Origin of the sequence: Streptomyces sp. NBC_01465, from assembly GCF_036227325.1 — a bacterium.
Classification (GTDB): domain Bacteria; phylum Actinomycetota; class Actinomycetes; order Streptomycetales; family Streptomycetaceae; genus Streptomyces.
In genome coordinates, this window is sequence record NZ_CP109467.1 from 2,458,018 (window position 1) to 2,469,727 (window position 11,710).

The 11,710-nt window shown below is 69.8% G+C and carries 12 protein-coding genes; 5 read left to right on the forward strand and 7 right to left on the reverse strand.

Annotated features, from left to right (window positions below; genetic code table 11):
• Positions 1–133 precede the first annotated feature (133 nt).
• A complete protein-coding gene (leuA, locus tag OG707_RS11345) occupies positions 134–1,882 on the reverse strand; it encodes a 2-isopropylmalate synthase (protein WP_329117076.1) in 1,749 nt (582 codons plus the stop codon).
• 298 nt (positions 1,883–2,180) lie between these two features.
• Between leuA and OG707_RS11350 the strand changes: the two genes are divergently transcribed.
• From OG707_RS11350 to OG707_RS11360, 3 genes are read left to right on the forward strand one after another with little or no spacing between them, the layout of a single operon-like run.
• A complete protein-coding gene (locus OG707_RS11350; RefSeq protein ID WP_329117078.1) occupies positions 2,181–3,245 on the forward strand; it encodes a M4 family metallopeptidase in 1,065 nt (354 codons plus the stop codon).
• A gap of 17 nt (positions 3,246–3,262) precedes the next feature.
• Positions 3,263–3,529 (forward strand): protealysin inhibitor emfourin, encoded by a 267-nt coding sequence (locus tag OG707_RS11355; RefSeq protein ID WP_329117080.1) that lies wholly within the window; start codon positions 3,263–3,265, stop codon positions 3,527–3,529.
• A 28-nt stretch (positions 3,530–3,557) separates the two neighbouring features.
• On the forward strand, positions 3,558–4,361 hold the full coding sequence (locus tag OG707_RS11360; RefSeq protein WP_329117082.1) for a GNAT family N-acetyltransferase: 804 nt from the start codon (positions 3,558–3,560) through the stop codon (positions 4,359–4,361).
• Here the strand turns inward: OG707_RS11360 and era are convergent.
• Complete coding sequence (era, locus tag OG707_RS11365) at positions 4,358–5,299, reverse strand: GTPase Era (protein WP_329117084.1); 942 nt, start codon at positions 5,297–5,299, stop codon at positions 4,358–4,360. The genes OG707_RS11360 and era overlap by 4 nt on opposite strands.
• 178 nt (positions 5,300–5,477) lie before the next feature.
• On the opposite strand from era, the gene OG707_RS11370 reads away from it, so the two are divergent.
• Together OG707_RS11370 and OG707_RS11375 are read left to right on the forward strand one after the other, a co-directional pair.
• Positions 5,478–6,755, forward strand: a complete 1,278-nt coding sequence (locus OG707_RS11370) for an ammonium transporter (protein ID WP_329117087.1) — start codon at positions 5,478–5,480, stop codon at positions 6,753–6,755.
• Complete coding sequence (locus OG707_RS11375; protein ID WP_329117088.1) at positions 6,752–7,090, forward strand: P-II family nitrogen regulator; 339 nt, start codon at positions 6,752–6,754, stop codon at positions 7,088–7,090. Before OG707_RS11370 ends, OG707_RS11375 begins: the two co-directional genes overlap by 4 nt.
• On the opposite strand, the gene OG707_RS11380 is transcribed toward OG707_RS11375, so the two are convergent.
• The 5 genes from OG707_RS11380 to OG707_RS11400 all read right to left on the reverse strand — a co-directional run bounded on the left by OG707_RS11380 (position 7,056) and on the right by OG707_RS11400 (position 11,665).
• Complete coding sequence (locus OG707_RS11380; protein WP_329117090.1) at positions 7,056–8,006, reverse strand: WxL protein peptidoglycan domain-containing protein; 951 nt, start codon at positions 8,004–8,006, stop codon at positions 7,056–7,058. The two genes, OG707_RS11375 and OG707_RS11380, sit on opposite strands and share 35 nt — an antisense overlap.
• A 57-nt stretch (positions 8,007–8,063) precedes the next feature.
• The gene (locus OG707_RS11385) at positions 8,064–9,404 is read right to left on the reverse strand and encodes a WxL domain-containing protein (protein ID WP_329117092.1); all 1,341 of its coding nucleotides are present in this window, start codon (positions 9,402–9,404) and stop codon (positions 8,064–8,066) included.
• 169 nt (positions 9,405–9,573) lie between these two features.
• The gene (locus tag OG707_RS11390; RefSeq protein ID WP_329117094.1) at positions 9,574–9,927 is read right to left on the reverse strand and encodes a cytidine deaminase; all 354 of its coding nucleotides are present in this window, start codon (positions 9,925–9,927) and stop codon (positions 9,574–9,576) included.
• Positions 9,928–10,024: 97 nt separating this feature from the next.
• Complete coding sequence (locus OG707_RS11395) at positions 10,025–10,510, reverse strand: hypothetical protein (protein ID WP_329117096.1); 486 nt, start codon at positions 10,508–10,510, stop codon at positions 10,025–10,027.
• 333 nt (positions 10,511–10,843) lie between these two features.
• Positions 10,844–11,665, reverse strand: coding sequence for a helix-turn-helix transcriptional regulator (locus OG707_RS11400; RefSeq protein WP_443071480.1), 822 nt, complete (start codon positions 11,663–11,665; stop codon positions 10,844–10,846).
• Positions 11,666–11,710: the final 45 nt, after the last annotated feature.

The window sequence follows — 11,710 nt, forward strand, 5'->3', positions numbered from 1 at the left end:
ACCTCGGCAGGAGATGGCTTGGTCCCGCCTGCCTCAACAGGCAGACGGGACCAAGGAAGTGCGAGGTCAGGAGGGGTGCGTACCGATTCGCAAGCGGGCCTGCATCGAAAATGCGATCAGGCCGAGGAAGTGCCTAGCGCGCTGCCCGGTTGACCGCCGAGATGACCGCCTTCAGCGACGCACGCGTGGTGTTGGCGTCGATGCCGATGCCCCACATGACCTTGTCGCCGATCGCGCACTCGATGTACGACGCTGCCAGGGACTCGGCGCCCTCGCTCATCGTGTGCTCCTGGTAGTCCAGCAGCCGCGCGTCCACACCCGTCGCGGACAGCGCCGCGAAGAAGGCGGAGATCGGGCCGTTGCCGGTGCCGGTCAGCACGGTGTCGACGCCGTCCACGACCGCCTCGACGGTCAGGGTGTCGCGCCCGTCGGTGTCCGTCGTCGTCTGGCCGGAACGCAGCTGGATGCGGCCCCAGGCGTTGTCCGGGTTGGGCAGGTACTCGTCGCGGAAGACCGACCAGATCTCCTTCGGCGTGACCTCGCCGCCCTCGGCGTCCGTCTTCGCCTGGATGATCTTCGAGAACTCGATCTGCATGCGGCGCGGCAGGTCCAGCTTGTGGTCGTTCTTGAGGACGTACGCGATCCCGCCCTTGCCCGACTGGGAGTTGACCCGGATCACGGCCTCGTACGAGCGGCCGACGTCCTTGGGGTCGATCGGCAGGTACGGGACCGCCCACTCGATGTCGTCGACCGTGACGCCCTTGGCCGCCGCGTCCGCCTCCATGGCGTCGAAGCCCTTCTTGATGGCGTCCTGGTGGGAGCCGGAGAAGGACGTGTAGACCAGATCGCCCGCGTAGGGGTGGCGCGGGTGGATCTCCATCTGGTTGCAGTACTCGGCGGTGCGACGGATGTCGTCGATCTGCGAGTAGTCGATCTGCGGGTCGACGCCCTGCGAGAACAGGTTCATGCCCAGGGTGACCAGGTCGACGTTGCCGGTCCGCTCGCCCTGCCCGAACAGGCAGCCCTCGATACGGTCGGCGCCCGCCATGATGGCCAGCTCGGCGGCGGCGACGGCGGTGCCGCGGTCGTTGTGGGGGTGCACGGACAGGCATACGTACGGGCGGCGCGACAGGTTGCGCGACATCCACTCGAAGCGGTCCGCGTGCGTGGAGGGCGTCGAACGCTCCACCGTGGCAGGCAGGTTGAGGATGATCTCGCGGCCCTCGGCCGGCTGCCAGACGTCACAGACCGCCTCGCAGACCTCCAGGGCGAAGTCCAGCTCGGTGTCGGTGAAGATCTCCGGCGAGTACTGGTAGCCGAAGGTCGTCTCCGGGCCCAGGATCTTCTCCGCGTACTCCATGACCAGCCGCGTGCCGTCGATCGCGATCTGCTTGATGTCGTCCTTCGAGCCGCGGAAGACGACCCGGCGGAAGGTCGGCGCGGTCGCGTTGTACAGGTGGACGGTCGCGCGGTTCGCGCCGCGCAGCGACTCCACGGTGCGCTCGATCAGGTCCTCGCGGGCCTGGGTCAGGACGGAGATCGTCACGTCCTCGGGGATCGCGCCCGGCTCCTCGATGATGGACCGTACGAAATTGAAGTCGGTGTCGCCCGACGACGGGAAGCCGACCTCGATCTCCTTGAAGCCCATCTTCACCAGCAGGTCGAACATCTCGCGCTTGCGGGCGGGGCTCATGGGGTCGATCAGCGCCTGGTTGCCGTCGCGCAGATCGGTGGAGAGCCAGCGGGGGGCTGCGGTGATCCGGGCGTTCGGCCACGTGCGGTCGGAGATGTCGACCTGCTCGTACGGCTTGTACTTGTGCACCGGCATTCCGGACGGCTTCTGCGTCTGGGTGGCGTTGGTGATCGGCGTCGGATTCGACATCTGCGTAGGGCTCCTCGTGTCCGTCTCTGGGGGACGGCCGACGGTTTTGCTGCAACGCCAAGACCCGCGGGGAGGGGGTCGGCCTACGACTACAGACCCTCGCCGCGGCAACTAAGAAGAAGCAGCCCGAAACGCATGATGTCCAGCAGAGTAGCCCAGCAGCCCCACGAGCGCCGTACCCGTATCAGTATGCGGGATCGCCTATACGTAACGCCTAAACGGCGAAGCTTCACTCCATTTCGGGAAATCATGGTGGCATCTAGTGACAGTGGCATGACCCAGTGCCATGTTGCGGAGCATGGAAGCAACACATCCCGTCTTCTGCACCATCGTGCCGCCCCATGCCCTCGACAAGCTCGTCCAGGCCGAGGACCCCGCCATCGCGAAGGCCGCCCGCCGCACTCTCATCGCGGACTCCGCGCAGCGCACCAGCCGCCGTCTGACCACCGTGCTCGGCGCACCGACCGTCGCCCCGCCCAAGGGCGCCGCGGCCGACGCCGTCCACCGCACCATCTACGACGCCCGCCACACCCAGGACCTGCCCGGGCGCAAGGTCCGCGGCGAGGGTGACAAGCCGGGCAAGGACGCCACGGTGAACCGTGCGTACGCCGGCCTCGGCGCCACCTTCGATCTCTATCTGAAGGCGTACGCGCGCAACTCCATCGACGGCGACGGCATGCCGCTGGACGCCACCGTCCACTTCGACCGCGAGTACAACAACGCGTTCTGGGACGGCGAGCGGATGGTGTTCGGCGACGGTGACGGGGAGATCTTCCTCGACTTCACCCTCCCGATCGACGTCATCGGCCACGAGCTGACCCACGGCGTCACGCAGCACACCGCGAACCTGACCTACTTCGGTCAGCCGGGCGCGCTGAACGAGTCGATGTCGGACGTCTTCGGCTCCCTCATCAAGCAGTACTCGCTCGACCAGGACGCCAACCAGGCCGACTGGCTGATCGGCGCCGGACTGCTCGCCCCGCGCGTGCACGGGGTCGCGCTGCGCTCCATGAAGGAGCCCGGGTCGGCGTACGACGACACGGTCCTCGGCAAGGACCCGCAGCCCGCGACGATGGAGCACTACGTCACCACCGGCCGCGACAACGGCGGCGTCCACATCAACTCGGGCATCCCCAACCACGCCTTCTTCCTCCTGGCCACAGCGCTGGGCGGCAAGGCCTGGGAGAAGGCCGGGCAGATCTGGTTCGACGTCCTGACCGGCGGCGAGCTCGGCAAGCAGGCCATGTTCGCGGACTTCGCCCGCCTCACGGTCAAGGCCGCGCACACGCGCTTCGGCGACGGCGACGAGCAGCAGTCCGTGCTCAAGGCCTGGTCCCAGGTGGGTGTCCCGACCGGCTCGTAGCGACTAGAAAAGGACCCATGCGTATTCAGGTACGACAGACGGGCGGCTTCGCCGGACTCGACCGCCGGGCGGCGGTCGACACGGCGGGCCGCCCCGACGCGAACGCGTGGCAGGCCCTGGCGGACCAGGCTCTGGCGGGCGGGCGGGCAGCGCCGCCCGCCGGCGTCCCGGACGGCTTCCAGTACGAGATCACGGTCGACGGCCGTACGGTCCACTGCGCGGATCCGCATCTGACGGAGGCGCAGCGCGAGTTGATTGCGCGGGTCCTAAAAGAGGGTGCCTGAGCTGCGGAAACAGGCTTGACTGCACCACATGACCCTGAACGCTCTGGAGCAGTACTACGACGGTGTGCCCCGACTCGGCGCCCGCACCGAGGACTTCGGCGCGCTGACCCTGTTCGTACGGGAGGGTGCAGGCTGGCCGTTCTACGCGCGCCCCACGCTGGGCTGGACGGGGCCGGCCGCGACGGCTGCGGACGTGGACCGGGTGCGGGCGCGGCAGCGGGAGCTGGGGGTGCCGGAGGCGTTCGAGTGGGTGGAGGAGACAACTCCCGCCCTGCGTACGGCGGTTGAGGCATCGGGCATACGGGTCCTCGCCCACCCCCTGATGGTCCAGGACCCCTCCGCACCGCGCCCCGCCGCGCACGAGTCGGTCCGTATCCTCACGGCGGACGACCCCCTGCTCTCGGCGGCCCTGGCCGTCCCGCACGTCGCGTTCGCGGCGCCGGGCACGGCGGTGGGCGAGGCGGGCCCGGCGGAGCTGGCCAAGGAGATCGAGGCGCGCCTGGGGGACGGCCGCGCGGAGGCGGTGGCGGCCCGTATCCGCGAAGGCCGCACGGTGGTGGCCGCGGCGGTAGCGGAGGGCACGGTGCTCGGCTCGGGCCTGCACAACCCCCTGAACGGCGTCACGGAGGTGGCAGCGGTGGGCACGCTCCCGTCGGCCCGCCGCCGGGGCCTGGGGCTGGCGGTGACGGCGGCGCTGGTGGCGGAGGCGCGTACGCGGGGCGTGGAGACGGTGTTTCTGTCCGCGGACAACGAGGATGTGGCACGGCTGTACGGACGCCTGGGCTTCACCCGGGTGGCGACAGCGCTGATCGCGGAGGCTGACGCCTCCTAGAACCCCAGCTTGCGCAGCTGCTTGGGGTCCCGCTGCCAGTCCTTGGCCACCTTCACGTGCAGGTCCAGGAAGACCGGGGTCCCCAGCAGCGCCTCGATCTGCTTCCGCGACTTCATCCCGACGTCCTTCAGGCGCGCGCCCTTCGGGCCGATGATGATGCCCTTCTGGCTGGGGCGCTCGATGTAGACGTTCGCGTGGATGTCGAGCAGCGGCTTGTCCGCCGGGCGGCCCTCGCGGGGGATCATCTCCTCGACGACCACCGCGATGGAGTGGGGCAGCTCGTCCCGTACGCCTTCGAGCGCCGCCTCGCGGATCAGCTCCGCCACCATGACCTGCTCGGGCTCGTCCGTGAGGTCGCCCTCCGGGTAGAGCGGCGGGCTCAGGGGCAGCAGCGGGGCGATGAGGTCGGCCAGCAGGGAGACCTGGTCGCCGGCGACCGCCGAGACCGGGACGATCTCCGCCCACTCGAAGCCGAGCTCCACCGCGAGCTGGTCGATCGCGATGAGCTGCTCGGCCAGGGCCTTGCCCTCGACCAGGTCCGTCTTCGTGACGATCGCGATCTTCGGGGTCTTCTTGATCCCGGCGAGCTCCTTGGCGATGAACTTGTCGCCGGGGCCGAGCTTCTGGTCGGCGGGCAGGCAGAAGCCGATGACGTCGACCTCGGACCACGTCGTACGGACGATGTCGTTGAGCCGCTCGCCCAGCAGCGTGCGCGGCTTGTGGAGCCCGGGGGTGTCCACCAGGATCAGCTGCGCGTCGGGGCGGTGCACGATGCCGCGCACCGTGTGGCGCGTGGTCTGCGGCCGGTTCGAGGTGATCGCCACCTTCTGGCCGACCAGAGCGTTCGTGAGGGTGGACTTGCCCGCATTGGGACGGCCGACGAAGCAGGCGAAGCCGGCCCGGTGAGGGGCTTCGGTCTCAGGGGTGTGAACGCTCATGCGCCCTATTCTCCCCGATCGGGCGGGGAGCGCCGACCAAGCCGGACGACGAGACCGGCATCGTGAGGTTCCGGTAACCCCTCCGCAACACGAAATCCGTACGAAACACGCGTGCAGCGGATGCGAAACGCGGAGGAGCGAGCCTCTACCGGACCCCGACCCGGAGAGGTGCCCCTCCGTGACCCGTATCGACACCGGCGACACCGCCTGGCTGCTCGCAGCGACAGCCCTCGTCCTCCTGATGACCCCCGGCCTCGCGCTCTTCTACGGCGGCATGGTCCGCACCAAGAGCGTCCTGAACATGCTGATGATGAGCTTCGTCTCGATCGCGCTGGTCACGGTCGTGTGGCTGCTCGCCGGGTACTCGCTCGCCTTCGGGGACGACGCCGGAGGCGGCCTCATCGGCGGCCTCGACCACCTCGGGATGGCGGGGATCGGCGTCGGCTCCGTGCACGGCACCGTCCCGACGCTCCTCTTCGCGACCTTCCAGCTGACCTTCGCGATCATCACCGCCGCACTGATCAGCGGGGCGGTCGCGGACCGCGCGAAATTCGCGGCGTGGCTGGTCTTCGTGCCCGTCTGGGCGCTGCTCGTATACGTTCCCGTGGCGCACTGGGTGTGGGGGCCCGGCGGGTGGATCCTCACAAAGCTGAAGGCTCTCGACTTCGCGGGCGGACTGCCCGTCGAGATCACCTCGGGCGCGTCGGGCCTCGCTCTCTGTCTGGTGCTCGGGCCGCGGCTCGGCTTCAAGAAGGACGCGATGCGGCCGCACAACCTCCCCATGGTGGTGCTGGGGGCGGGCCTGCTCTGGTTCGGCTGGTTCGGCTTCAACGCCGGGTCCGCGCTCGGCGCCAACGGTCTCGCCGCCGCCGCGTTCCTCAACACCCTGGCCGCCGGCTGCACCGGCCTCCTCGGCTGGCTCTTCGTGGAGCAGAAGCGGGACGGGCACCCCACCACCCTCGGCGCCGCGTCGGGCGCGGTCGCCGGGCTCGTCGCGATCACTCCGGCGTGCGGGGTCGTGGGGCTGGTCGGGGCGCTGGTCGTGGGGCTCGCCGCGGGTGTGGTCTGTTCGTACGCCGTCGGCTGGAAGTTCAAGCTGAACTACGACGACTCCCTCGACGTGGTCGGTGTGCACCTGGTCGGCGGGATCGTCGGGACCGTCCTGATCGGGCTGTTCGCGACGTCCTCGATGACCGGCGGCCCCGAGGGGCTGCTGTACGGCGGCGGGCTCGGGCAGCTCGGGCGGCAGCTGGTCGCGGTCGTCGTGATCGCCGCGTACGCCTTCCTCGTCACGTACGGCATCGCCAAGGTCATCGACCGGCTCATCGGCTTCCGGGCCGACGAGGAGCACGAACAGCAGGGCCTGGACCTGACCGTGCACGCCGAGAGCGCCTACGATCACGGGGTTCTGGGGCACGGCGCCCCGCTCTCCGCCACACCTAAGGTGCACGCATGAAGCTGGTCACGGCCGTCGTGAAGCCGCACAAGCTGGACGAGGTGAAGACCGCGCTCCAGGAGCTCGGCGTGCAGGGTCTCACCGTCACCGAGGCGAGCGGCTACGGCCGCCAGCGCGGGCACACCGAGGTGTACCGGGGCGCGGAGTACCGCATCGATCTGGTGCCCAAGATCCGCATCGAGGTGCTGGTCGACGACGCGGACGCCGACGCCGTGATCGACGCCGTCGTCCGTGCCGCGCACACCGGGAAGATCGGCGACGGGAAGGTCTGGGCCGTCCCCGTGGAGACGGCCGTACGCGTCAGGACGGGCGAGCGCGGACCCGACGCACTCTGAACACACCCACCCCGCCCGCGACGGCGGCGACGAGGATCACGGCCGCCAGCCACGGCAGCGCGAAGAACGACGCGCTCGCGGACTCCTTCACGTCCTGCGCGCGGGCGGTCAGCGTCACATCGCCCCACTCCAGCTGAGGCGCGCCCGACCAGGGCTCGGTGAGCTTCACCTGCTGGCCGGGGAGCAGCTCGGAGGGGACCTTCTTCAGGGTGCGGCTGAGCAGGGTGCGTCCGAAGAGGCCCTCCGCCTTCAGCTGCACCTTCGGGTCGAGGGTGACGTTGCCGGTGTTGCGCAAGGTGTACGTGATGAGGGTGGTGCTGTCTCCCGTACCCGGAATCAGCGGCTGCTTGTGGTCGAGGCTGACGTGCTCGACGGCGAGCCCGGTCACGGTCGGCCCGGTCACCCGCAGATAGACCCGGGCCCCGACCGCCCACTGCACGCCGACGGCGACATCGCCCTTGGCCTTGTCGACGCGCTCGTCGAGGGCGACCAGCGCGCCGGGGTGGTCGCCGGGCATCGCGCCGGCGGGGACGCTGAGGGTGAACGGCACGGTGAGGGCGCCGTGCGGCGGGACGGTGACACGGTCCTGGCCCGTGCGGACCCAGGCGCCGACACCGGTCTGCTTCTCCTTGAGGCTGCGTACGGCGAAACCGCCGTCGCGCTCGGTGTTGTAGGCGTCGGCCCCGTAGAGGCGGAACGTCAGCGGCTGCGCCGTCTTGTTGGTGACGACGACCTTGTCGGTGATGGTCGTGCCGGGGTCGGCGGAGAGATAGAAGTACGGGCGGGCGCCGACCTTGGAGGCGGCGGGGAAGACCGACCAGCTGCCGTTGTCGGCGGCCTGGGCGGGCGTGCTCGTGCATACGGCGGCAGCAAGCAGAGAGAACACGGTCAGCAGGAGTACGTACAACTTGCGCACGGTGCGGAACCCCCGGGTTGGGGTGGGCCGACGGGTGCGCCCCGGCCCACCGGACGGTCAGCTGAGGGTCAGGGTGAGCGTGCCGGAGTACGCGCCGGGTGCGGTGAACGCCGGGACGTTCAGCGAGACCTTGGCGTTGGCAGTGAACTCACCACCGGTGAGGGCCCCGTTGGGCGTCGAGGCGAGGGTCGCCCCTGCGCTTCCGACCGTGCCCGCCGAACCGGCGGCGCAGGTGCTGGGGCTGCCGGTCTTGGTGGCGCAGGCCGGAGTCCAGGAGAGCTGGTCGGCTCCGATGGACGCGCCCGAAGGACCGGAGAACGCGGTGACCTTGCCGGTCAGCGACCAGCCGGCCGGACCGCCGCGGAAGTCCTTCACGGTCACCGTCTGCAGGTCGCCGGTGGATGCGCCGCCCTGTCCGAAGTCGACGGACGACATCGCGACGGTGTCACCGGCCTGGGACATCGACAACGTCCCTGCCTTGACCGAGGAGTTGAGCTTCTGGGTGAGATCCCCGGGGTTCACCACGGGAATGACGCTGTACGCGGCAGGTCCCGCGCCCTTCGCCGGATCCCAGGTGGCCCCCTCGAAGACGACGATTCCCGTAGTGGCCGGGTCCGTGACCTTCAGGTTGACACCGATCGTGCCGGACGCGGGGACCGTGAAGGCCTGGGTGTCCGAGGTGACCGAGGTGCCGTTCCAGCCCGCAGCGATCGCTGCGGAGCCGCCGGTGAACTTCGTACCCGAGACGACCACACGGTCGCCGGGTGCACCGGAAGCCTTGCTGAGCGAGATGGTGCGCTCGTTGACCGGACCGCCGCCGTCCGTCGCGGTGACCGTCTCGGAGACGGGCGCGGGACCGTTGGTCACGGTGCAGGGGGTGTCCAGCTCCATGATGTAGCTGGTGTGGATGTTGTAGTCACTGGGCGAGAGCGTGATCGCGCCGGGCGCGGTCACCTTGAACGTCCCGGTCATGGAGAACTGCGGGAAGGCACCCTTGGCGGGCACCGGGTCGTTCTTCTTGGGCCCTGCGACGGTGACGCTGCCGGTCTGAGCGCCGCCGAGGGCGACCTTGCCGGTGGGCGTCATGATGTCGGCGGGGAGCGCCAGGTCGACCGGGTTGCTCGCGGCGGGCTTGATCACGGTGTACGTCACGGTGACCGTGTCGCCCACCTTGGGGGCCGCGTTGTCGACGGTGATCTGCGCGGTCGTGGTGCCGTCGATCGGCGGGATCCCGGCGATGGCGGGCGGAATGCAGTGGGTGGCGAAGTCGACCGCCGTGGAAGCGGCGGCCGTGGCCTCGGCATGCGCCGACCCGGCGAGGACCCCTCCCCCACCGACGGCGAGCGCGGCCACTCCTAATGCTGCGGCCCAGCGACGTCTTCGTGTTCCTCTTGCCATGGTTGGCCCCTCCTGAGGGACAAGGGCGCAGCGGCTCTTCTGCGCCGGCAGAGGGCCATTGACGAGCGATGGCCGAAAGAAGTCAATGGAACCGAAATGCACTGACTGATGGGACGTCAGATGCTGTCAAGATCCCTGTGCGCGCAGGTCAGGAGGAGGGGCCGTTCGCTCAGCCTGCGGTGACGGTGGCCCGCAGGGCTCCGTCGGGGCCCGCGAGCAGCACCGGGGTACCGGCCCCGCCCAGGTCACGTACGGCGGCACGGTCCTCGTCGGAGGCGGCCTCCGCCTCGCTGACGACCGCCGCGGCCTCCAGGGACTGCGCCCCCGACGCCACCGCCATCGCGACCGCGGTCTGCAGCGCGGAGAGTTTGAGGGAGTCCAGGGAGACGGTCCCCGCGACGTACGTCCGTCCGGTCTCGTCGCGTACGGCAGCCCCTTCGGGCACTCCGTTGCGGGCCCGCGCACTGCGCGCCAACGTGATGATCTTGCGGTCCTCGGGGCCGAGGTCGGTGCTCTCAGTCATACGGTGAGCATAGGGAAACCGTCCGGGGGCGGCGCACCTGGGCGACCCCTGGAACCGATGCCGCGGGCCGGGCGGCACCGGTTCGTCGCGCTGGGGATCAGTCGGCCACGAACGCACCCGGGTCCTGTGCGGTCACCGCATCGCACGAAACCGTCGTACCGAAGATCGAGAGAGTGAGCGCCGTACCACCGAAGTACGAGTCGAGCGAGTCACCGGTGGCAAAGCTGGTGGCGCTGGTCAGCGGTCCGCTCTTGTAGGGGGTGCCGGACGGCATGAGCGGGTTGCTGCTGCCCGTGAACACGGCGGTGCCCGAGCCGTTCAGGGCGAGGGTGAGCGAGGTGGTCGCGTCGCCCGGGTTGATCTGGAGCGGCGTGGTGACGGCCGTCTCCACGGAGACGACGATGCCGCTGCCGGTCTGCGCGGCGGTCAGCTGAGCAGTGCCACCGCCGAAGATGCCGCAGTCGTACTCCGCGGTGGCGACCGTCGGGGTCACCGCCGCAGCGGCCGGAGCGAACGCGAGACCGCCCAGGGCGAGAGCTCCCGCCGCGACGGCCGTGCCGATGCCTAATCTTGCGCGTCCCATGAAATTCCCCTTCCCTTGTCAGGGAGTTGGGCCTGGCCGCACGAGGGCGCACGAGATCCACGCGGTGGACTCCCACCGGATGCCCGTCGCCGGGCACGGCGCTGCAGGGGTGCGTGAAAGGCGTACGCGAACCTTCCGCGGGTGGGGCGGGCGCGGCACGGAAGGAGGGGCGGCCGAACGCGGGTAAAGGACTGCGGCTCTGCGTCCTGTACCCGGCCGTCCCTTGAATCTGACGGTCCGTCGGATGTGCGAGCCTGCCCATTGAGACGCAAGTGGCCAATGATTACAAGGGGAACTCCCTTGATTCTTCCGGCTGTTCGGTTTTGGCGGGATTCAGCCCGCGACCGGGTACATCGACCCGCGCCGCCCCTCGGGCGAGGCCAGCCACTGCAGCTTGGCCTCCGTGCCGGTGTCCGGCAGCGGGGTGTGGAGCACGATCGAGAGGTCGGGGCGGGCCGGGACCCTGAGGTTGGTGGACTCGACGTACAGCGTGCCGACCACCGGGTTCTCCAGCTCCTTGCGCACCTGGCCGCTGGGGGCGATGTCGCGGCGGGCCCACAACTCGGCGAATTCCGGGCTGAGTTCCTGCGCCTCCTCGATCACCGCCTGGAATCCCTCGTCGTCCGGGTGCTCCGAGCAGGCTGCGCGGTACTGGGCGACGACATGGTGGGCGATCGCCTCCCAGCCCTTGTTGCGGGAGCGGTAGATCGGGTCGGTGAAGAAGGCGATCAGGCAGTTCTGCACGATCTCGGGGCGCATGGCGAGGACCATCGCGGCCGCGTCGTTGTAGCGCACCGTGTTCCAGTAGCGGTCCATGATGTGCGCCGGGAACGGCATCCAGGCGTTGATCAGCCGCTGCAGCCCCTCGCACATGTCCGCGTTGGCCGGATCGACCTCGGGGGGCGGCGGGTTGAGCCCGGCCAGTACGTACAGATGCCGGCGCTCGGCGCTGCTCAGCTTCAGCACGCGGCCGACCGAGTCCAGGACCTGCGGCGAGACGGTGATGTCGCGGCCCTGCTCCAACCACTGGTACCAGGAGACGCCGACGCCCGCGAGGACGGCGACCTCCTCGCGCCGCAGCCCCGGCGTACGGCGCCTGGCCCCGCCGTCGGGGAGGCCCGCCTCGGCCGGGCTGACCCTGGCGCGGCGGCTCATCAGGAACTCGCGGAGCTCGCTGAGCCGGTGCGATTTGGGGTCATG